The organism is Stappia sp. 28M-7 (assembly GCF_014252955.1).
In the GTDB taxonomy this organism is placed as follows: domain Bacteria; phylum Pseudomonadota; class Alphaproteobacteria; order Rhizobiales; family Stappiaceae; genus Stappia.
The window spans coordinates 1,062,514-1,084,360 of record NZ_JACMIA010000001.1; the positions used below are offsets into that span (position 1 = coordinate 1,062,514).

Consider the following 21,847-nt stretch of genomic DNA (forward strand, 5'->3'; position numbering starts at 1 on the left):
CGGATGCGGATCGAGCGGCTGCATCTGCTGCGCTACGGCAGCCTGACCGACCGGGAGCTGCGCTTTCGCCCTGGCGCCGGCCTGCATCTCGTCTACGGCCCCAACGAGGCGGGCAAGAGCTCGACGCTTGCCGCAATTTCCGACCTGCTGTTCGGCTTCAGCGAGAAGCGGCGCGCGGCCGACGGTGCCGAGGAGCGGCGCTACGACTTCCTGCATGAGGCACCGAGCCTGCGCGTGTGCGCAACGCTCACGGATGCGCGCGGAAACAGCCTGTCGCTGCGTCGCCGCAAGGGCCGCAAGAACACCCTGCTGGCCGACGACGACGGCGAGGCGCCGCTTGGCGACGACGCGCTTGTGCCGTTCCTCGGCGGGCTGACGCGCGAGGTCTTCCAGCTTGCCTTCGGCCTCGATAGCGAGCGCCTGCGCGAGGGCGGACGCGCGCTTCTGGCCGGCGACGGGGAGGGCGGAGAGATCTTCGCCGCCGCCTCGGGCCTCCATGGGCTCAATGCTCTGCGCGCCGATCTTGACCGCGAGGCCGACGGGTTGTTCGCGCCGCGCGCCTCCGGCAACCGGAAGATCTATCAGGTTCTCGAGCGCCATACGGAGGCGCGCCGCGAGGAGCGCGAGCGCCAGCTGCGCGAAGCCGAATGGAAGTCGCTGAACAAGGCGGTCGAGACGGCGAACGAGACGCTGGCCGAGGCCGAGGCGCGGCTGAGCGAGGCGCATGCCCGCCGCGAGCGCCTTGCCCGTCTTGTCAGCCTCAAGCCGCTTCTCGCCCGCCTCACCGCGAGCGAGGCACGCCTTGCCGCCTTCGCCGATCTGGATCAGGTGCCCCGCGGTCTTGCCCGGCGGCTGGAGGAAGCGCTGGCCGCCGTGACGGCAGCTGCGGCTGCACAGCGGGACGCGGTCCGCCGCCTGCAGGAAGCGGAAGAGCTGGCGCGCGGCATCGCTGTCGACCGTCCGCTCATCGAGGCGGCTGCGGAGGTGACCGCGCTGCATGCCGAGATCGGCGCCTTCCGTCAGCGCCAGCGCGACATTCCGCGCGTGACCCGTGAGGCGAGCGACCTGACGGATGCGCTGGGTGCCCAGCTGCGCCGCCTCGGCCTCGCCTTGGACCCGCAGGACAGCGAGGCGATCCGCGCCCGCCAGCCCACGGACGCAGCCCTTGCCGATCTCGCCGCGCGCCTTGCTGAGGGCGACCGGCTGTCGCGCCAGCGCGCCGATTTGCAGTCCGCGCTTGCCAGGGAGAATGCGGATTTCGAGCGCCTGTCCGGCGGGGCGGCGGACGGGCGTGTCGCCGATCCGGCTCCCTCGCGCGCCCGCCTTGCCGCGCTCGCCCCGCAGGTCCGCCAGTTGGAAGAGCGCGACCGGCTGCTGCCGACGCGCCAGCGTTTGACCAGCCGCCTCATGGAGGCCGCCGCGCGCCTGTCGCCGCCGGTCGCCGAGCCCGAGCGTCTCGCCGGTGCGCCGCTGCCCGGTCTCGAGCAGATTGCGGAGTTCCGCGCCCGGTTCGATGAGATCGGCGACGCGCTGCGGCGCCACCGCGAGCAGGACGCGGCATGGGGTGAAGAAATTGCGGGTCTCGACGCCGCGATTGCCGAGAGCGAGCGCGGCGGCGACATGCCCTCGCGTGCCCGCATCGATGCCGCACGGCACGAGCGCGATGACGCGCTGGCCAAGGTGCCGGACGGCGGCACGCCAGCGCTTGACGCTGCACAGCCGCTGCTGCGCGAGGCCGATCACCTGGCCGACCGCGCCATTGCGGAGGCCGACCGCGTGTCGCGCCATGCAGGTGATGTCGCCCGGCGCGATGCGCTGCTCGCCCGCCGGGCCGAGGCCGCAGAGGGCGGGGCGAAATTGTCCGCAGCCCTCGCCACTGCCAAGGAAGCCTGGGCCGCGCTCTTTGCGCCGCTCGGGCTGGAGCCGGCAGGCCCCACCGCCATGACCGAATGGCGAAAGTCGGTCGACCGCTGGCTGGAACAGCGCGAGGAACTGGCCGACCTCGTTGCCACCATCGATGGCCTGGAGGCCAGTGCCGGCCGTGCGCTGCCCGGGCTTGCCGCTCTTGCCGGTGAGCTGGGACTGTCCGTACCGGCACCCGGCGATCTCGCCCGCGATGGCCTTGCACTGCTGCGCCTTGTCGAGGGCGAGCTGGAGCGCCGGGCGGAGGCCTTCCAGCAGGGGCGGGCGCTGGCTGCCCGCATCGAGGATGCCGCGGCGCGGCTCGACGGCCTGCAGCGTCAGGCCGCTGCCGTCGAGGAGGCGCTTGCGTGCTGGCGGCAGGACTTCGACGCAGCGCTCGGCGGGGCGGGGCTCGATCCTGGTGCTTCGCCGCAGGCGGCCGCTGCCGTGCTGGAAGTCTGGCGCGTGCTGCCGGCGGCGCTGGGCGAACGCGACAAGCTCGCCCGCCGGGTGCATGGCATGCAGCGCGACAACGAGGCGTTCTCTGTGGCCGCTCTCGATCTGGTCCGCCGGGTCGCGCCTGGCCTTCTCGACGACGGGGCGGGCGAGGAGCCCGACCGGCTGGTCGAGACCCTGCAGCGCCGTCTTGCCGAGGAGCGTGTGGCGCTCACCAGGGCAGAAGGGGCGGGCGAGGCGCTTGCAAGGTCTCGTACCGAGCTGTCCCGTGCCGAGGAGCGGCAGGCCGCCGCCAACGCGCAACTTTCCGCCCTGTGCGCCGACCTTCCCGAGGGGCTCCAGTCCGACGACATGGTGCCGCTCGCCGGCCGTCTGGCCGAGCGCGACAGCGTAGCTGCCGCCCTCGACGAGACGCGGGCGCTGTTTGCCGAAACGGCCGCCGGGGAGCCCCGCGAGGCGGTCGCCGAGGAGCTCTCCGGGCTCGATGACGGGGCCGCGCAAGCCGCGCTGGAAAGGCTTGCCGGCGAGATCGACGCGCTGACGGCGGACATGAAGGAAGCGCTCGCCGCCCGCCATGCCGCATTGGGCGAGCGCGAGCGCGCCGAGGCCGGGGAGGGCGCCGACCGCGCCGCCTTCGAGCGGCTGGCCGCCGAGGCGGAACTGCAGGAACTCGGCCGCCAGTGGCTCGTCACCCGGCTCGCCTCGCTGCTTCTCTCAGGGGCGCTGGAGCAGCACCGCGCCCGTCAGGACGACCCGCTGCTGGACCACGCCGGCCGGCTGTTCGCCGGGCTCACCTCCGGCTCCTTCGACGGGCTGACGCGCCGTTTCGGCGAGGACGACCGGGCGGAGCTGCTGGCCCGTCGCCCGGACGGGGCGACCGTTGGCCTTGTCGGTCTGAGCGACGGCACCTGCGACCAGCTCTACCTGGCGCTGCGCCTTGCGTTTCTGGCCGACTACGCCACCCGCGCGGAGGCGGCGCCCTTCATCGGCGACGACCTGTTCCAGACCTTCGACGATGCGCGCACGGCCGCGGGCCTGCGCACGCTCGCCGGCCTGTCGGACACGTTGCAGCCGATCCTCTTCACCCACCACGCTAGCGTGGTCGACATCGCCCGGCGGGAGCTGGGCGAGCGACTCGACCTGCTGGAGATGTGAAAGGCTTACGCTGCGTGTTGCCAGCGGCCGCGCGATCCGGCATGGCTTGCCGCATGATCGCATTTCCCCACCTGGAAGCCTGCCATGCGCGCTGAGCGCTTCGATACTGTTATTCTCGGGGCCGGCGCCGCCGGTATGATGTGCGCTGCCCATGCGGGTGCGCGGGGCGGACGCGTGCTCGTCATCGACCATGCCAAGGCGCCCGGCGAGAAGATCCGCATTTCCGGAGGTGGCCGCTGCAACTTCACCAATATCGGCGCGACGGCCCGCAATTTCCTGTCCGAAAACCCGCATTTCGCCAAGTCCGCGCTCGGCCGCTACACCGCTCGCGATTTTCTGGCGCTGGTCGAGCGGCACCGCATTCCCTGGCACGAGAAGACGCTGGGCCAGCTTTTCTGCGACAACTCGGCCGGGGATATCATCGCGATGCTGCGCGCCGAGATGGCTGCGGTCGGTGCCGAATTGCGGTTGTCGACGACGCTGGAGGAGCTGGAGCACGTGGATAACGGCTTCCGCCTGACGCTGGGCGGCGAGGGCGCGGCGACGGTCTCCTGCCGCCATCTGGTCGTCGCCTGCGGGGGCAAGTCGATCCCCAAGATGGGCGCGACCGGCCTTGGCTACCGCATCGCCGAGCGCTTCGGCCTCGCCGTCACCGAAACGCGGCCCGCCCTGGTGCCGCTGACCTTCGCCGAAGACATGCTGGCGGGGTTCCGCGAGATCGCCGGCGTGGCAGCGCCCGTGCGCGTCTCCTTCGGCAAGACCTCGTTCGACGAGGCGATGCTCTTCACCCATCGCGGCCTGTCCGGCCCGGCGATCCTGCAGATCTCGTCCTATTGGCGCGAAGGCCAGCCGGTCCGCATCGCCTTCCTGCCGGACCGCGACCTCCTGGGTGAACTGCGCGCCTCGCGCCAGGAAAACGGCCGCCGCAGCCTGGCCAACGCGCTCGCCGAGATCCTGCCGAAGCGGCTCGCCGGCTACATGGCGGAGCGCCACGGCTGGTCGGGCCAGATGGGCGAGACCGGCGACCGCAAGCTTGCCGCCATCGCCGCGACGCTGCAGGGCTGGGAGGTGATGCCGCTCGGCACGGAAGGGTACCGCACGGCGGAGGTGACGCTGGGCGGCGTCGACACGGCGGGGATTAACTCCAGGAGCCTGGAGGCGAAGGCCGTGCCTGGCCTCTATTTCATCGGCGAAGTGGTCGACGTCACCGGCTGGCTCGGCGGGTACAATTTCCAGTGGGCCTGGTCGTCGGGCTGGGCCGCGGGCACGGCGATTGCGGAGGCGGGCGCTTAAGGCCGCCGCTAGAGCGGGATTTCGCCCGCCACCCGCCGCGCCCTCTCGTCGCCCTCGCCGGCAAGACCCTGGGCGACGCCCGCGCGGTCGGCGGCGCTGCGGTTCTGGCTCATCTTCCGCTTGCCCTCCAGACGGGTGATAACCATTCGCATGCCAACGATCCCGCGAAGCTGGGCGGCGACGAAATCGGCCGGCGCGTCGGACACGGCCCAGGCGTCAGTGCGCCCGGCCTCATGCCGGTCGGTGAGGCGAGCGACCACGTGAAGAAGCCGGTCCGCATCCTCGAAAAACTCAATCTTTCCATAGGCATGGACGGCGGCGTAGTTCCATGTCGGCACGACCTTGCCGTGCTCCGCCTTGCTGGCGTACCAGCCGGGAGAGACATAGGCATCCGGCCCGGAAAAGGTCGCCAGCGCCTCACCGAGGACCGGCGCGCGCCACTGGGGATTGGCGCGGGCAAGATGCCCGTGCAGCACCCCGAACGGCCCCTCAGCGGGGTCGAAGAGCAGCGGCAGCGGCGTCGCCAGCAGGCCGTCGGCGGTGGCGGTGACAAGGGTCGCGAGGGGGCAGGCCCCGATCATCGCGGCAAGCGCTGCGGGATCGTCCTCGCGAAAGGCAGGCGGCGTGTACATCTTTGACGGTCCGGCGGTCGAAACTGCCTTGAAACTAGCGGCGTTCCGCGCGCCCGCGAAGGTCCGCCGGCCCACGCAATCGGGGTACCGCTTGGCCCAAACCGAAGCTCAGGCGAGCAGGGCGGCAAGGCCCTCGTGGGTGCGGCCGGGCGCGATCTGGTGGATCTCGGCGCTGACGACGCCCGCCGCGACGAACGGGTCCGCGGCAACGCGCGCCTCCAGCGCCTCGCGGGGCTCGTCGCGGGCGAGAACGGCACCCCCGACCCCCGGCACCAGGCTGCCGGCGAGAAGGAAGACGCCGTCCTCGAAGCCCTGGCGGATCCAGGCGTTGTGCCCGTCCATGTGGCGGGGCGCGTCCGCGCGGTTGGCGGCGAATTTCAGGAACACGACAAACATGGTTTTCTCCTTGGAAATATAAGACTGATCAGGTACTTGCGGCACGGTGCGGTCGAGCCAGCGGGTGAGATCGGCGACTTCCCGCTCGACGAACTCTGCATCGCCAAGCGCACTGGCGAGGGTCGCTATCCCCTGGCTGCGGGCGATCAGATGCAGCGCCAGCCGGTCGGCATCAGGGCCAAGGCCGAGCGCGGTGAACTGGCGCGCCAGCCAGTCGCGGAACAGGGCGAAGAGGCGGCCGGCATCGCTCAGCGCGGGATGGTCGATCTTGGCGAGCTCGGCGGTGAGCGTGCCGACCGGGCAACCGTGGCGCAGGATCTTCGCCCGGTTGGCGATCAGGATGCGGATGAAGCAGCGGATGCGCGCCGCCGGGCTGTCGCCGGCCTCGCTCTCCCAGGCCACCAGGAGCGCGCGCGTCGCCTCCAGCCGTCGGTCGATCACGGCGCTCAGGATTTCGTCTTTCGTCTTGAAATGATGGTAGAAATTGCCCCGCGAAATGCCGACCGCCGCCGCGATATCGGCAAAGGACGTGTGCTCGAACCCCTGCTCGTAAAACAGCCGGTCGGCCTCGCCGACGATCTGGTCACGGGTCGCGCGCGCCATTTCCCCACACCCTTCCTCTGGTGCTGCCCGGACAGGGGATAAGACCTGCCTGGGACGTTTGTCCTAATCTGGATTTAGGACGAGCGTCCCAATTCTGTCAAGCGGGGACAACAGGGACGGCGGGGAGGGCGGGACGGGCGAAGGAAGGACGCGCGACAAAGCGGCGCAAAACGCCCGAAACGGCGCCGTGGCGGCAGGAATCTCCGGCTAACCATCTGAAAACAATTATGTTTTGGTCGCTATCGAAAATTGAGAAATTTTGCGCGGAATTTTGCAAAATCGCGTCTCAAAAAGCCCGAAAATTGAGAAAGCCGTCGCAAACGCGCTGAAATCGGCCGGTCGCTAGAAATCGGCAGGGGAAGCCGCGGCACTGGTCAGGAGAGGGACCGGCTGCCCGGCCCGACCGCCCGCCCACCGGCCGGACTGCTCAGTCAGGCCGAGAGGGAAGGACCGGGATGTTATCCCCGGGTCGGATTTTCATGAGGCAGTCTGGGGTGCAGGAACAGCCCGAGCGCGAGACGGCGCCGGCAAAGCCCGAGCGGTCCGGCACCCGTCACGCTCTTACGACCGCCCAGCCCAGCGGCAGGTCCAAACACCACCGGCCGCATCAGGGATGCGAGGGGCACACGGGCAGAAGGTCGCAAACCCTTCGCCAACGCTGGTGGCCGAGCGCGCCCGAAGGCTTGATTTGCCCGTGTGCAAGAGCGAGTTTACAGGCATTTGCTAGGCTAGGAAATCGCAGGGTATAAATGGACGAGCGGTGGAGTGAATTACTTACGTCTGCTTTGGAGTCTCAGCTTAGCCATTCGTCGGCGAGAGATATGTTTGGAAAATTTAATTTTCCTCCGAATGAAATATCCCATCCTCAAAGAAAATTGTGCGTTCTGGTGAAATTAAGCAGCATAAGTCAATATTCTTGGCCATAGATAGCGAAAGTGTACTATTAAACGCCGATCCGCGATTGGGCTCAGTAGAATGAGGTATATATCTGCTCACAATCCTCATTGACCAACCCATCAACCGATATGGTTCATTTTCATCTCCACGCTCGAACACTATCGCGCCGTCGTGAATGCTTGGATTTTCTGAGAAAGCTTCTGATAGAGTCCGAAGTATCTCTAAGTCGAATGGTGAGCCTATCTTAGGCGTAGGTGAGCGCCTCATGGGTAAGCAGTCTTCCTCCGACACTCGGCCGGTAGCGAAAACTAGTATTATGGGGTGGAATGGCAATTCGACTTGGCGCAATCTCGCCAATGTTTGCTTCAGTCCATTGCTCAAGAGGCCACCTTGCCCAATCGGTTGTCAGTCTCAACGCTGCTTATCATCGCAACGATGGTTTGGGGAGTGTCGCTTTGGATTCTGGGGATTGAACTAACGTGGGACCACGCAAAGCCCTATTCACTGACGGTTGTAGTCCTAACGTCGGCCGTATGGGTTTTCGACAGGTATCTTTGGAAGATTTGGCCAGTCAGTGTTTTCTGCAAAAGGCCCAACTTGAATGGTACATGGCAAGCCACCCTTCAATCCTCCTATGCTGACCCAGAAACTGCTAAGAAGGCCCATCCTATCGAAGGGTATGCGGCGATACGTCAAACTTTCTCTTCGATGTCGATTCGACTGATGACCGAGCAGGCGGAATCCTTCTTAGTTGCGAGCGACTTCAACCTCCACAATGACGGCACAGCATACATCTATGGAGTGTATCAGAGCGATCCCAACATCCTACTTAGGTCGAATGTGAGCGAAATTCATTATGGGAGTTTTAAATATAAGGTTGTGGGGAAGCCGCCCTTTGAGTTGAATGGTCACTATTGGACAGACAGAAACACGAATGGTTCAATAATTCTTTCTAATCGAAGGGACAAGATTTTCGACAGCTATTCTCATGCTAAGTGTGCAAAATAATAGAATTTTAGCTCAACAAAAGGTTGGAAAAAGAGGTAGGTCTGATGCTTGAGGCCTCGCCGGTTTGCCGAATTCTTAGCCTCGATGGTGGTGGTGCCAAGGGCTTTTATACGCTTGGAATTCTTCAGGAGCTCGAAGCGATGCTGTCGCAGCCCCTCCACGAAACATTCGATATCATCTTCGGCACGAGTACCGGTTCGATCATCGCTACGCTGCTCGCTACTGGAAAATCCGTGAAGGAGGTCCACGCACTCTACTGCGAGCATGTTCCAAAGATCATGCAGGCGAAAAAGGCCGCCGAGCGCACACGCCGTCTGCAGGAGGTTGGAAGGACGGTGTTCGGCGAAAATCGGTTCGATACTGTCCTCACCGGCCTCGGTATTGTCTCGACCAAGTGGCAGCTTGAGACGCCGATGATCTTCAAAAGCCGTCAGACGCAGGCACATGGACGGAGAGCCACCTTCGTTCCTGGATTTGGTTGCACGCTCGCCGATGCTGTCGAAGCGTCATGCTCAGCTTACCCGTTCTTCGAACGGAAGACCGTGACGACCGACAGCGGTAACGAAGTTGAACTTTTCGATGGCGGCTATGTAGCCAATAACCCTGCACTATACGCGCTCGCGGATGCGACCGGGCCGCTCGGCTTCTCAGCGACGGATTGTCGGATGCTGAGCATCGGGTGTGGCCAATATCCTGAGCCGCGTCAGGGCTTCATCGCTCGCCAGATCAAAAGCTTTCTACCGGTGCAGCTCCTTCAGAAGACCCTAGAGGTGAACACCGCATCGATGGATCAGCTTCGGCAGTTGCTTTTCCCGAACGTCCCGACCGTACGCGTGAGCGATACCTTCGACAAACCGGAGATGGCGACAGACATGTTTGAGCACAATTTAAAGAAATTGAACCTGCTTCGTCAGCAGGGCGAGCAATCTTTCGGCCTCCGAGAGAAGGAAATCCAAAATCTATTGTTGATGTGAGGAATGTTCATGGCAATCTCGGAAGCGCAACTCGAGACTTGGTCCCACCAAGGCTCTCAAGTCCAATCAGCGAGCACTTATAAGTCCATCAGAGACGTCTTGAATGATCCAGGCTCGCCCTACTACAAATGGATGTACCGCATCTTCCTTCAGGGATCGTACGGAAATGATACTAATATCTATGCAGACAGTGATGTCGATGTTGTGATCTGCTTGACCGAGGTCTACTACGGCGATGTCTCGCATCTGAGCGATGAGGAAAAAGCACGCTACAATGCCAACCGCTCGCCGGGCACGATCGGCTTCAAAGAATTCAAGGCGCATGTGCTTGCTTGGCTGACAAAGAAATTTGGCTCAGGCGTGACAGCTGGCAAGAAGGCAATCTTCATACCTGGCGATAGAAATCGACGGGACGCGGACGTCCTCGTCTGCGTGGCGAATAAGATGTTCATATCATACCCTGCCACGGGTGAACCCGCTTTCTACGAGGGCGTGTGCTTCTGGACATCGGATGAAGAGAAGATAGTCAACTATCCGCGTCAGCACCTAGACAATTGCACAGCCAAGAACGGGGCAAGCGCGAGCCGATTTAAGCCGAGCATTCGGATTTTGAAGAACATGCGAAATGCCATGATCGAACAAGGTTATATTAATGCGGGGCTTGCTCCATCGTACTTTCTCGAGGGGATGCTCTCCAATGTTCCAACGCAGCAATTTGTAAATAGCCATCAGCAGACATTCGAGAACTACATGGACTGGCTTCAGGCGTGTTCGGTCGGAGATCTGACGTGCGCAAACGGCATCCACTATCTCGTTCGTGACGGGCAGTCGGTATGCTGGAACCTAAGCGACTTCAATACCTTCCGGGCCTCGGCGATGCGATTCTACAATCGAGGATAAGCCGCGCTCGTCAGCGCACACCCCCGCCACTCGCGCGGGCAGTCGATCTCAAAAACATCCGGGGGGAGGGGGTGGAGCGGGTGAAGGGAATCGAACCCTCGTCTGGAGCTTGGGAAGCTCTCGCTCTACCATTGAGCTACACCCGCATCTCGGCCTCTATATCGGCGCGGGGCGGGCGGGCTGTCAAGCGCCTCGCGGGCGGCTGGGGAGGGCTCTCCCGCGAAATTGCTTTCTCCTTGATTTTGCGGTGCCGATGACCACTTCTCGTGCCGACCGGCGGTCCCGCCGGTGCGCGCGCCGCACAAAGCGTCCTGGAGAGTGAAGACATGCGTGAACGGCTCAAGGCCCTGGTCCAGTCTCGCCGCTGGGAGGCGGTGATCATCGCGCTGATCGTCGTCAATGCGGTGACGCTCGGCCTGGAGACGAGCCCGAGCGTGATGGCCGCCTTCGGCCCGGCGCTCGTCGCCTTCGACGCGCTGATCCTGGCGATCTTCACCATCGAGATCGCCCTGCGGATCGTGGCGCACGGGCCGTCCTTCTTCCGCGATCCGTGGAACCTCTTCGACTTCGCGGTGGTGGGCGTCGCCTTGATGCCGTCGAGCGGGGCGTTCTCGGTGCTGCGCGCGCTGCGCATCCTGCGCGTGCTGCGGCTGATCTCGGTGGTGCCTTCGCTGCGCCGGGTGGTCGGCGGCCTCGTCGCCGCGCTCCCCGGAATGGGCTCCATCGTGCTGCTGCTCGGCCTCGTCTTCTACGTCTTCGCGGTGATGACGACGAAGCTCTACGGCGCCTCCTTCCCCGAATGGTTCGGCACCATCGCCGCCTCGCTCTACACGCTGTTCCAGATCATGACGCTGGAAAGCTGGTCGATGGGCATCGTGCGGCCGGTGATGGAGGTCTATCCGCTCTCCTGGCTGCTGTTCGTGCCCTTCATCCTGTGCACCGCCTTCACCGTGCTGAACCTTTTCATCGGTGTCATCGTCTCGGCCATGCAGCAGGAGCACGAGAGCACGGCCGAGGCCGACCGCCAGGCGATCCACGACGAGACCGGCCTGGTGCTGGCCGAGGTGCGGGCGCTGCGCGAGGAAGTGCGCGAGCTGCGCGGGCGCCTCGCGGAGCGCTGAGCGGGCGGCTTACGGCGCCAGCAGCTCGTAGACGGCGATTTCCGCCGCCCGGCCCTTGGCCCGCGCGCTGCCGAGCGGGCGGAAGGCGAAGGCTTCGTCGCCGGCTGCCCGGCGTACGGCCTCGCTGGTCAGGACGGTGGTGCCGAACTCTTTGTTCATGCCCTCCAGCCGCGAGGCGACATTGATCGTGTCGCCGATGGCGGTGTACTGGCGCCGGGTCGAGGCGCCGACGCTGCCGACGACGGCAATGCCGGTATGCAACCCGAAGCGGGTGGCGAGCTCCGCCCGCCCGGCGGCGCGGTTGCGGGCGTTGAGGGCATCGACGGCCGCGACCAGCGCCAGGGTGCAGCGGCAGGCATCCGCCACGTGGTCCGGGTTGCTCTCCGGCGCGTTCCACATGGCGTAGACGGAGTCTCCCAGATACTGGACGATCACCCCGTCATGCGCCTCGACGGTGCGGTTGAGCAGCTCGAAATAGTCGGACAGCAGCGCCACCACCTCTTCCGGCGCGTGCCGCTCCGACAGGCTGGTGAAGTCGCGGATGTCGGTGAACAGCACGGTGACGTCGCGCCGCTCGGCCGAGGCCGGGTCCTGCCGCCCGGCGGCGACGACCTTGCGCACCAGCTCGCGCGGGACATAGAGCGCGAAGCTGGCGATGGCGGTGCGGGCGGTGGCCAGCGCCCCGGCCAGCGTGTTGATCTCCGCAACCAGCGAGGAGACGGCGGGGCGGGTTTCAAGGTCGAGATCGCCGATGCGCGCGGCATCGTCCGCAAGCTGCGTCAGCGAGCGGCTGACCAGCCGCGCGACGAGCAGCGCCGACAGCACGCCCATGACGATGAGGCCGAAGGAAACGGCAAGTGCCCGGGCGACGAGCAGGCGGCTTTCGGCGGTGAAGTCCGACAGCGGCGCGGCGACGGCGACGACGGTGCCGGCAAGCTCCGCCGCCCCGCGCACCGGCTCCAGCGCCAGCAGGTAGGTCTCGCCGTCGGCCTCGATCCGGTGAAGGCCCGAGACGGTGCTCGGCCCGAGCAGCGGCAGGAGGCGCGGAAGCAGCGGGTCGTCGATGGCGATGGGCGCGCGGCGCGAGCGGGCGGAGAGCTGCGGCAGCAGCGCTGCCATCTGCGCCGGGTCGGAATGCACGATCAGCCGGCCGGCCTCGTCGAACACATAGCCGCTCGCCCGGGGCGAGACCGCCTCGCGCGACAGGAGGTCGCTCAAGGTCTCCAGCAGCACGTCGGCGCCGACCACCGCGCCGGGTTCGTCCGGCGCCTCGACGGCGACGGTCAGGCCGAGCTGCCCGGTGGTCGCCATGGTGTAGGGCCCGACGGTGACCGGCCGGCCGCGCGCGGCGATCGCCGCCCGGTACCAGGGGCGGCGGCGCGGGTCGAAGCGGGTGGGGCCGTCGTCGCGGCGGGCAAGCTCGCGCCCGTCGGAGGTGAGGAAGCGCCAGACGGACTGGCGGGTGCCGTCCTCGGCCGGCAGGATGAGGCGCACCGCATGGTCGGTGCCTTCCGGCGCGCCGAGCGCCTTGCGCCAGGCCTCGGTGTCGCCGACCCCGTGCAGGAAGCCGCCGTCGCCATGGGCGGCATAGAGCCCGTCGATATGGGGCGAGGTGTCGAGAACCCGGTCGAGAAACAGCGCCTTGCCGGCCATATCGCCGGTGGGATCCTCCAGCAGCGTATCGGCCGCGGCCGCCAGCATCACCGCCGTCAGCCCGTCGTTGAACACCGCCTCGTACTGGGTTGCGACCCGCTGGCCGAGCAGGCTCATGCGCTCGCTCGCCGCCGAGGTGGACAGGCGGGTGCCCTGGTCGTGGGCGAGCCAGGTGAGCGGCAGCGAGATGCCGAGCAGCAGCGCGACGATCACCGTGCTGAGATGGACGCGCAGCGGCCGCGCCCAGTCGCGCCGCCGTGCATCGCGCGCAGACAGTTCCTGCGCTGCCTGATCCGGTTGCCGGTCCAGGATGTGCTGTTCTCCCGTCACGCTACGTCAGTCTCCCCGCCCGCTTGCCGGGCCGCCGGAATCACCGGGCGGCCGCGCGCGCGATGCTAGCATGGCGCGCGCCGGGAGAGGCGCGGCGTTTGCAGGGTTGCGGGCCCGGGCGGCGGCTCACGTGCGCAGCACCCGGTAGATCGCCGGGATCACCAGAACGGTGAGCAGGGTGGAGGAGGCGAGGCCGAACAGCAGCGAGATCGCCAGGCCCTGGAAGATCGGGTCGGTCAGGATCACCGCCGCGCCGATCATCGCCGCCAGCGCGGTCAGCAGGATCGGCTTGAACCGCACGGCGCCGGCCGCCAGCAGCACCTCGGTCAGGGGCTGGCCGGGCTGGCGCGCATGGCGGATGAAGTCGACCAGCAGGATCGAGTTGCGCACGATGATGCCGGCAAGCGCGATGAAGCCGATCATCGAGGTGGCCGAGAACGGCGCGCCGAACAGCCAGTGGCCGCCGATGATGCCGATGAAGGTCAGCGGCACCGGCGTCAGGATCACCAAGGGCACGCGGAACGAGCCGAACTGCGCCACCACCAGGATATAGATGCCGAGCAGGGCGACGGCGAAGGCTGCGCCCATGTCGCGGAAGGTCACCCAGGTCACCTCCCACTCGCCGTCCCACAGGAGCGTCACCGTGCTCTCGTCCTCCGGCTGGCCGTTGAGGCGGATGACGGGCTTTGGCAGATCGCCCCAGTCCATCGCGTCGATGGCATCGCGTACCGCCAGCATGCCGTAGAGCGGGGCCTCGAAGTCGCCGGCAAGCTCCGCCGTCACCATGTCGGCAAAGCGGCCGTTGTGGCGGAAGATCTGCGGCGAGGAGAGTTCGTCGCGCACCTCGACCACATCGCCCAGCTCCACGACGCTGGTACTGCCGGGCAGCACGTCGGCCGGGATCGGCGTTGCCAGGAACCGTTCGTCCAGCACCTTGTCGCCGCGCGCCCGCTCCAGCCGGATAGGGATGGGCGCCCGCCCCTCGCCCCGATGCGAATAGCCGAGCGTGCGCCCGCCGCCGAGGATCGCCAGCGTGTCGAACACGTCGCTTTCCTGCACCCGGAAGAAGTCGAGTTCGTCGGTGGAGACGGTCACCCGCTTGCGCGGGGCCGGCACGCCGAAACTGTCGTCGACATCGACGATGAAGGGGACCGAGGCGAAGGCCTCGCGCACCTTGTCGGCCACCGCACGGCGCGTTTGCGCGTCCGGTCCGTAGATCTCGGCAAGCAGCGTCGCCAGAACCGGCGGGCCGGGGGGCGGCTCCACCACCTTCAGCACCGTGCCGGCCGGAACGTCGAGGGCGGCAAGCTGCCGGCGCAGGTCGAGCGCCACCGCGTGGCTGGCCCGCTCGCGCTCGCCCTTGGGCGCCAGCACCAGCGCGACGTCGCCGAGCTGCGCCTGCTGGCGCAGATAGGAGTGGCGCACCAGCCCGTTGAAGTCGAAGGGCGCGGCGGTGCCGGCATGGGTGGTCGCCGAGACGACCTCCGGCAGCGCCATCGCGGTGCGGGCAACGGCCTGCGCCACCGCATCCGTCTGCTCCACGGTACTGCCCTCGGGCAGGTCGATGGCGACGGAGAGCTCGGACTTGTTGTCGAAGGGCAGCAGCTTGACGGTCACGTCCCGGGTGGCGAACAGCACCATGGAGCCGAGGGTCGCAGCGCCGACGATCAGCAGGAAGGCCCAGCTGCGCGCCTTGGACGCGAGGAGCGGGCGGGCGACCGCCAGATAGGCGCGCCCGAGTCGGCCGCCGGAATTGGCGTCATGCCCTGTATCGTGACCACCGTGGACGGGCGCCTTGCCGGCGACTTTCAGCATCAGCCAGGGCGTCACCGTCACCGCGACGAAGAAGGAGAAGATCATCGCCGCCGAGGCATTGGCCGGGATCGGGCTCATGTAGGGGCCCATCATGCCGGAGACGAACAGCATCGGCAGCAGGGCGGTGACGACGGTCAGCGTCGCGACGATGGTCGGGTTGCCGACCTCGGCCACCGCCTCGATGGCGGCGGTCCGGCGATCGCGCCCGTCCGCCATCCCCCAGTGGCGGGCGATGTTCTCGATCACCACGATGGCGTCGTCGACAAGGATGCCGATGGAGAAGATCAGCGCGAACAGCGACACCCGGTTCAGCGTGTAGCCCATCACCCAGGCGGCAAAGAGCGTCAGCAGGATCGTCACCGGGATCACCACGGCAACGACCAGCGCCTCGCGCCGGCCGATGGCGGCCATCACCAGCGCGATGATGGAGAGCGTCGCCAGCCCCAGGTGGAACAGCAGCTCGTTGGCCTTCTCGTTGGCCGTCTCGCCGTAGTCGCGCGTCACCGTCACATGCATGGAGGCGGGAACGAGCGTTCCTTCCAGCGCCTCGACGCGGGCCAGCACCGCCTCGGCGACGGTGACCGCATTGGCCCCGGCGCGCTTGGCGACCGCCAGCGTCACCGCCGGCACGCGGCTCTCTTCGCCGCTTTGGTACATCGACGAGATCGCATCGCTTTCGGAGACGAAGGCGATGTCGGCGACGTCGCGCACATAGACCGGGCGGCCGTCGCGGGTGGTCAGGACCAGATTGCCGATCTCCTGCGGGCTGGACAGGGTCTCGCCGGCGACCAGCGTCACCTGGCGCGCCTCGCCCTCCTGCAGCGCACGCACCTGCCCGCTGGGGAACGCGCGGTTGGCGCCGCCGACCTTGCCGGCGAGCTGCTGCAGCGTGACTCCGTTCAGCGCCAGCCGCTCGGGATCGGGACTGATGCGCAGTTCCTCGCCGACCGCGCCGACCAGGTAGGTGAGGCCGACATTGTCGACCTTCGACACCTCCACCTGCAGCTCGCGGGCAATGCGCGTCAGCGCGGCCGGAGTGATCGTGTCTCCCATCCCTTGCGCCGGCGTGAGCGTCAGCGAGACGATGGCGACATCGTCGATGCCGCGCCCGACGACCAGCGGCTCGGGAATGCCGACCGGGATGCGGTCCATGTTGGCGCGGATCTTGTCATGGACGCGCAGCACCGCCGCATCCGACGAGGTGCCGACCAGGAAGCGCGCGGTCACCAGCACGCCGTCGTCGCGGGTCTGCGAATAGACGTGCTCGACCCCGTCGATGCCCTTGACGATGGTCTCCAGCGGCTCGGTGACGAGCTTCACCGCGTCGGCGGCGCGCAGCCCGCTCGCCTCGACATGGATGTCGACCATCGGCACGGAGATCTGCGGCTCTTCCTCGCGCGGCAGCGTGACGAGGGCGATCAGCCCGAGCGCCAGCGAGGCGAGCAGGAACAGCGGCGTCAGGGGCGAGGCGATGAACGCGCGGGTGAGCCCGCCGGCAATACCGAGCCCGCCACCGGAAGGCGTGGTCATGGCAGGAGAACCTCGTCGCCGGGCGCAAGGCCCGAGAGAATTTCGGTGTAGGCGGTGCCGTCGAGGCGGATGGTGCCGCCGGTCAGCACGGTGCGCTCCACCGGCCCGGCGCTGCCCGCCAGCGTCACGAAGTCGAGGCCGGCGCGGGTGGTCACGGCCGCGGGGGGAAGCAGGATCGCCTGCCGCTCGGCGACCGGCACACGCACCAGCACGCGGGCATTGACGAATTGCGTGTCGAGCCGCTCGACCTCAACATCGGCGATCACCCGCCCGCCCTGGATCTGCGGGTAGACCTTGGCGAGCCGGCCTGTCGTCGTCGCACCATTGGCGCCGATCTCGATATCCGCCCCGTCCTTGAGGTTTTCCGCGTGGCGCTCGGGGATGGCAAGACGCAGGAAGGTGCCGCCGCTGCCCAGCACGGCGACGGTCTCGCCGGCCATGATCACCGCGCCCCGGGTGACCGGGACGGTGAGCACGCGCCCGTCGGCCGGGGCCAGAACCTCGCCTTCCTCGCCCTGGCGCACGACGACGGAGCGCTCGGCGCGGGCGGCGGCGATCTGGTTGCGGGTGACATCGACGGACGTGGCCAACTGCTCCAGCCGCTGGCGGGTGACGACGCCGCGCTCGACCAGGGTCTGGGCGCGGGAAAGCTCGGCCTCGGCGTTTTCCAGCTGGCTCTGCAGGGCGCGCAGGCGCGCGTCGATGGCCGCCACCTGGAAGGCGATCTTCTCGTCGGTCACGCTGGCGATGCGCTCGCCGGCGCGCACGGTGTCGCCTTCCTCCACCGCGAGTTCCGCAATGGTGCCGCCGATGCGGGCGCGGGCGGGAACCTCGTCCCGCGCCTGGACCTGGCCGAACACGGCCTTCCACTCGGTCACCGCGCGGCTTTCCACGGTCAGGGTCTCCGCCGACAGCGCCGGCCCCGCAAGGGCGAGGGCCGAAACTGCCAGCACTGCGGCACGCAGGATCATCATGCTCTCCGTCAGAACGCCGTTCCCGGCGCGATGCCGAGGCGGCGGAAGATCATCGCCGCCGGGCAGAAGCCGGTAAAGGCGGCCTGCAGCATGTTGAGGCCGATGAAGACGGTGAACCAGACGAAAAGCGGCGACACGGTGAGCGTCAGCACCACCGAAAGAAGCGTCATGGCGCCGGCAAAGGCGAGAACGGCACGGTCGAGGGTCATGGCAAAACCTCCTGGGAGCTTAATGTGTTCAAATATTAGCATCTTCTAAAATTACGTCAATACGGGTCATCCCTGACGCATGCGGCAAGGGCGCGCATCCACCGTGCGCGGCGCCGGCGGCGCAAATCCCGTTGGCCAATCCGGGCGCGCTTTGTTAATCACGGCGAAACAGGCAAACGAGGAACCTGAGAATGACCGCAGCCGACCACGGCATTTTGCCGGCGCAGGCCGTCGCCGAGATGTTCGAGCGCGGCGAGATCGGTGCGCCGCGCCGTCCGGACGACGACCAGATCCAGCCGGCGAGCCTCGATTTGCGGCTCGGGCCGCTCGCCTACCGGGTGCGCGCCAGCTTCCTGCCGGGCGCAGGCGCCAGGGTGATGGAAAAGCTCGACCGGCTGAAGCTGCATGCCTTCGACCTGACCCGCGGTGCGGTGCTGGAGACGGGCTGCGTCTACATCGTGCCCCTGATGGAAACGCTGGCGCTGCCGCAGGATGTCGCCGCGACCACCAATCCGAAGAGCTCGACCGGCCGTCTCGATGTGTTCACCCGGGTGATCACCGACGAGGGCCGCGCCTTCGACACCGTGCCGGCCGGCTATCGCGGTCCGCTCTACGCGGAGATCAGCCCGCGCACCTTCCCGGTGCTGGTGCGCGAGGGCTCGCGCCTGTCGCAGATCCGCTTTCGCCGCGGCCAGCCGACGCTGGACGATGTCGCGCTGTCGCTGGTCCATGCGAACCACGGGCTGGTTTCGGGCGGCGAGGCGACCATCGGCGGCGGCGTGCATCTGACCATCGATCTGGAAGGGGCGGGCGAGGGCAGCCTGATCGGCTATCGCGGCAAGCGCCATACCGGCGTCATCGACATGGACCTGCGCGCAGGCCAGGACCCGCTCGACTTCTGGGAGCCGATCATCAATCGCGGCGGCCGCGACATGATCCTCGATCCCAACGAGTTCTACATCCTCGTCTCGCGCGAGGCGGTGCATGTGCCGCCGCTCTATGCCGCGGAGATGGTGCCCTTCGATCCGCTGGTCGGCGAGTTCCGCGTCCATTACGCGGGCTTCTTCGATCCCGGCTTCGGCCATTCGGAGATCGGCGGCGGCGGCTCGCGCGCCGTGCTGGAGGTGCGCTCGCACGAGGTGCCGTTCATCGTCGAGCACGGCCAGACGGTCGGCCGGCTGGTCTACGAGCACATGCTCGACCGCCCGACGACGCTCTACGGCGAGGGCATCGGCTCCAACTACCAGGGCCAGGGCCTGAAGCTGTCGAAGCACTTCCGCTGAGCGCCGCGCGCGGGACCGGGTAAGGAGCAAGGGGGGCATCGCGGCTTTTCCGCGTGCCCGCCGCCGACTTGACCGCCGTAGGTTGATTTAGTATGTCATCCTGACCAAATGGAGATGCGATGACGCCGACGGAAGCGCTCGAACGGCTGCACCGGCTCGCCCACCGACAATGGTCGATGCAGGCCGCCGAGGCAGGGCTCAGCCACAGCGAATTCGAGTACTTGCGCGCGATCCGTGCGCAGGAACGCCAGAAGGTGGACGAGAACGACCACGGCCAGCACCTGCAGGACGTGGTCGAGGCGATGGGCGTGCGCAAGGCTTCGGCCAGCGCCATGGTCCTGAAACTCGAGGAAAGGGGGCTCGTGCACCGGGTTCCCTGTCAGATGGATGCGCGGGCCCAGCACATCCTGATCACCGACGAGGGCGCGCATCTGCTGCGCCAGGGCGAGGAAGTCTATCGCGGGGCGCTGCGCCATCTCTATGAGGGGCTGGAGCCCTACGAGGCGGCAGCCTTCCGCCTGGCGTTGAAAACGCTGGCCGACCTGCCCTGACGGGCAGGTGCCTTGCCGCGCCGAACCGGCCTGGCGCGGGGGCGGCCCCAGAAACCCGACCAAAGCAGCCCGACAATAGAGGATCTGCCCGACATGCGACGAAACAGGTCTTGATCATATAGTCTGTCTTGCTAACTAACTTTATGCCAAACTCGGGCAACTGGCGGGTCGATGGAACGGGCCGGCAGGCCGCCTGGTCCCCGATGTCCACGATCCGCAAGCCGGATCAACTCCCCCCGGATCCGCAAGCGGATCCATCTCCCCGATCCGGTAACCGGATCCATTTCCCTGAAGAGCGGAGACACGTCATGTCCTTCGAAGCTGCCCTGATCGGCGCCGCCATCCATATCCTGTTCTGGCAGGCCCTGCCCAAGTGGGGCACATGGTTCAACCGCGTGATCGCGGCGCTGCCCTCGCCGCTACGCACGCTCTACAAGCAGTGGAACTGCCCGTATTGCGCGGGCTTCTGGATCGCGCTCGCCCTGCATGCGGGTGCGGGCCTCACCACGCTGGACGGCCTGCCGGAGCTGCCGGCCTTCTGGGGCCAGCTCGCCGTCCCGCTCGGCTGGTTCCTCGATGCGCTGGCGACCGCCGTGCTCCTTCTCGTCATCGTCGTCGCGATCAACGCCCTGCGCCTGCCGGCGATGCGCGCGGCCATGCTGCAGAAGGAGTTCGCCGCCTCGCAGGAGGGGTGAGGCGAGGCATGGTGCGGGGCGCGCCGACCGCGCGATGCGGACAGGCGGCGCGCGTGTTCTTGCAAGATCTCGCAAGATCTCGGCAGCCGTCGGACAAGTTCCTCCTGCAAGGAATGTTGACGCGCCCTGCGCCGTGGACTATCAGGATCGTCAAATTCCGTGGTGATTTGAGCCGGCCGGCTTGCAGCCACGTTAAACAAGTCGCTAAACAGGCCGGGTTGCAAAGACCCCGGCCCATTCACGGCCGGGGTTTTTGCGTTTGGAGAACGGCATGACGACGAACAGGCACGGCTGGCACCCCGAGACGACCTTGGTGCATGGCGGAACGACCCGCTCACCCTTCGGGGAAACCTCCGAGGCGATGTTCCTGACACAGGGCTTCGTCTACGCAACGGCCGAGGCGGCCGAGGCACGTTTCAACGGCGATGATCCCGGCTTCGTCTATTCGCGCTACTCCAACCCGACCGTGGCGATGTTCGAGAACCGCATCGCCGCCCTGGAAGGGGCGGAGGCCGCCCGCGGCACCGCCAGCGGCATGGCCGCCGTCAACCTGGCGCTGATGGCCTGCTGCAAGGCGGGCGACCATGTGGTCGCCGCCAAGGCGCTGTTCGGCTCCTGCCGCTACATCGTCGAGACCCTGCTGCCGCGCTTCGGCGTCTCCTCGACACTGGTCGACGGCACGGACCTCGACGCCTGGCGCGCCGCCATCCGCCCGGAGACGGTCGCCTGCTTCCTGGAAAGCCCGACCAACCCGACGCTGGAAGTGATCGACATCGCCGCCGTCGCCGAGATGGCCCATGCGGTCGGCGCCAAGCTGATCGTCGACAATGTCTTCGCCACTCCGATCTGGCAGTCGCCGCTGGCGCTGGGCGCGGACGTGGTCGTCTATTCCGCCACCAAGCATATCGACGGACAGGGCCGCTGCCTTGGCGGCGTCGTGCTGGGAACCGAGGAGTGGATCAACGACGAGGTGATGCCCTTCACCAAGCATACCGGCCCGTCGATGAGCCCGTTCAACGCCTGGGTGATGCTGAAGGGGCTGGAGACGCTGGCCCTGCGCGTGGAGCGCCAGACCCGCACCGCCGCGCGGCTGGCCGACGTGCTGGCCGAGCATCCGGCGGTGGCCCGGCTGATCTATCCCGGCCGTGCCGACCATCCGCAGGCCGAGGTGGTCCGCCGCCAGATGAAGGGCGGTTCGACCATGCTGGCGCTGGAGCTGAAGGGCGGCAAGGAAGCGGCCTTCCGCGCCTCCAACGCGCTCAAGATCGTCAAGATGTCCAACAATCTGGGCGATGCCCGCAGCCTGATCACCCATCCGGCGACGACGACGCACCAGTCGGTTGCCGAGGAGGCGAGGGCGGAGCTGGGCATCACCGACGGGCTGCTGCGCCTGTCGGTCGGCCTGGAGCACGAGGACGATCTGGCCGCCGACCTGCTGACCGCGCTGGACGTGGCCCAGAACGCCTGACG

16 protein-coding genes, 1 tRNA gene and 1 riboswitch are annotated in these 21,847 nt (G+C 67.0%); of the genes, 10 read left to right on the forward strand and 7 right to left on the reverse strand.

The features are described 5' to 3' along the window. Nucleotides 1-3: 3 nt before the first annotated feature. Complete coding sequence (locus H7H34_RS04855) at nt 4-3,513, forward strand: YhaN family protein (RefSeq protein ID WP_185924426.1); 3,510 nt, start codon at nt 4-6, stop codon at nt 3,511-3,513. 84 nt (nt 3,514-3,597) lie between these two features. Further along, nucleotides 3,598-4,806 (forward strand): BaiN/RdsA family NAD(P)/FAD-dependent oxidoreductase, encoded by a 1,209-nt coding sequence (locus H7H34_RS04860; RefSeq protein WP_185924427.1) that lies wholly within the window; start codon nt 3,598-3,600, stop codon nt 4,804-4,806. An 8-nt stretch (nt 4,807-4,814) separates the two neighbouring features. Here H7H34_RS04860 and H7H34_RS04865 read toward each other — a convergent pair whose 3' ends face one another. Continuing rightward, a complete protein-coding gene (locus H7H34_RS04865) occupies nt 4,815-5,438 on the reverse strand; it encodes an FMN-binding negative transcriptional regulator (protein ID WP_185924428.1) in 624 nt (207 codons plus the stop codon). A gap of 108 nt (nt 5,439-5,546) precedes the next feature. Continuing rightward, the gene (locus H7H34_RS23675; RefSeq protein ID WP_185924429.1) at nt 5,547-6,437 is read right to left on the reverse strand and encodes a TetR family transcriptional regulator; all 891 of its coding nucleotides are present in this window, start codon (nt 6,435-6,437) and stop codon (nt 5,547-5,549) included. Nucleotides 6,438-7,769: 1,332 nt separating this feature from the next. Between H7H34_RS23675 and H7H34_RS23680 the strand changes: the two genes are divergently transcribed. From H7H34_RS23680 to H7H34_RS04885, 3 genes are read left to right on the forward strand one after another with little or no spacing between them, the layout of a single operon-like run. Continuing rightward, entirely contained in the window at nt 7,770-8,342 is a 573-nt protein-coding gene (locus H7H34_RS23680; protein ID WP_463668134.1) for a Cap15 family cyclic dinucleotide receptor domain-containing protein, read from the forward strand. 44 nt (nt 8,343-8,386) lie between these two features. After that, a complete protein-coding gene (locus H7H34_RS04880; protein WP_185924431.1) occupies nt 8,387-9,316 on the forward strand; it encodes a patatin-like phospholipase family protein in 930 nt (309 codons plus the stop codon). A gap of 9 nt (nt 9,317-9,325) precedes the next feature. Further along, the gene (locus tag H7H34_RS04885) at nt 9,326-10,216 is read left to right on the forward strand and encodes a nucleotidyltransferase domain-containing protein (protein WP_185924432.1); all 891 of its coding nucleotides are present in this window, start codon (nt 9,326-9,328) and stop codon (nt 10,214-10,216) included. 72 nt (nt 10,217-10,288) lie between these two features. On the opposite strand, the gene H7H34_RS04890 is transcribed toward H7H34_RS04885, so the two are convergent. Then, nucleotides 10,289-10,362 (reverse strand) — tRNA-Gly (locus H7H34_RS04890). A 180-nt stretch (nt 10,363-10,542) separates the two neighbouring features. On the opposite strand from H7H34_RS04890, the gene H7H34_RS04895 reads away from it, so the two are divergent. Continuing rightward, a complete protein-coding gene (locus H7H34_RS04895) occupies nt 10,543-11,337 on the forward strand; it encodes an ion transporter (RefSeq protein ID WP_185924433.1) in 795 nt (264 codons plus the stop codon). 9 nt (nt 11,338-11,346) lie between these two features. On the opposite strand, the gene H7H34_RS04900 is transcribed toward H7H34_RS04895, so the two are convergent. The 4 genes from H7H34_RS04900 to H7H34_RS04915 form a co-directional block, all read right to left on the reverse strand. After that, nucleotides 11,347-13,320: an adenylate/guanylate cyclase domain-containing protein gene (locus H7H34_RS04900; RefSeq protein ID WP_371811356.1), complete on the reverse strand. Its 1,974-nt coding sequence runs from the start codon at nt 13,318-13,320 to the stop codon at nt 11,347-11,349. Nucleotides 13,321-13,446: 126 nt separating this feature from the next. Further along, nucleotides 13,447-16,665 (reverse strand): efflux RND transporter permease subunit, encoded by a 3,219-nt coding sequence (locus H7H34_RS04905; RefSeq protein WP_185924434.1) that lies wholly within the window; start codon nt 16,663-16,665, stop codon nt 13,447-13,449. Then, on the reverse strand, nt 16,662-17,636 hold the full coding sequence (locus H7H34_RS04910; RefSeq protein ID WP_371811357.1) for an efflux RND transporter periplasmic adaptor subunit: 975 nt from the start codon (nt 17,634-17,636) through the stop codon (nt 16,662-16,664). Before H7H34_RS04910 ends, H7H34_RS04905 begins: the two co-directional genes overlap by 4 nt. An 11-nt stretch (nt 17,637-17,647) precedes the next feature. Beyond that, nucleotides 17,648-17,848, reverse strand: coding sequence for a YgaP family membrane protein (locus H7H34_RS04915; RefSeq protein ID WP_067220985.1), 201 nt, complete (start codon nt 17,846-17,848; stop codon nt 17,648-17,650). Nucleotides 17,849-18,039: 191 nt separating this feature from the next. Between H7H34_RS04915 and H7H34_RS04920 the strand changes: the two genes are divergently transcribed. From H7H34_RS04920 to H7H34_RS04935, 4 genes are all read left to right on the forward strand, one after another. Continuing rightward, the gene (locus H7H34_RS04920) at nt 18,040-19,131 is read left to right on the forward strand and encodes a 2'-deoxycytidine 5'-triphosphate deaminase (RefSeq protein WP_120268796.1); all 1,092 of its coding nucleotides are present in this window, start codon (nt 18,040-18,042) and stop codon (nt 19,129-19,131) included. A gap of 119 nt (nt 19,132-19,250) precedes the next feature. Next, nucleotides 19,251-19,682, forward strand: a complete 432-nt coding sequence (locus H7H34_RS04925; RefSeq protein WP_120268797.1) for a MarR family winged helix-turn-helix transcriptional regulator — start codon at nt 19,251-19,253, stop codon at nt 19,680-19,682. A gap of 308 nt (nt 19,683-19,990) precedes the next feature. Continuing rightward, on the forward strand, nt 19,991-20,377 hold the full coding sequence (locus H7H34_RS04930) for a hypothetical protein (protein ID WP_185924436.1): 387 nt from the start codon (nt 19,991-19,993) through the stop codon (nt 20,375-20,377). 149 nt (nt 20,378-20,526) lie between these two features. After that, a riboswitch (SAM riboswitch) is annotated at nt 20,527-20,606 on the forward strand. 42 nt (nt 20,607-20,648) lie between these two features. Further along, the gene (locus H7H34_RS04935) at nt 20,649-21,845 is read left to right on the forward strand and encodes an O-succinylhomoserine sulfhydrylase (protein WP_185924437.1); all 1,197 of its coding nucleotides are present in this window, start codon (nt 20,649-20,651) and stop codon (nt 21,843-21,845) included. The last annotated feature ends 2 nt before the right edge of the window (nt 21,846-21,847 follow it).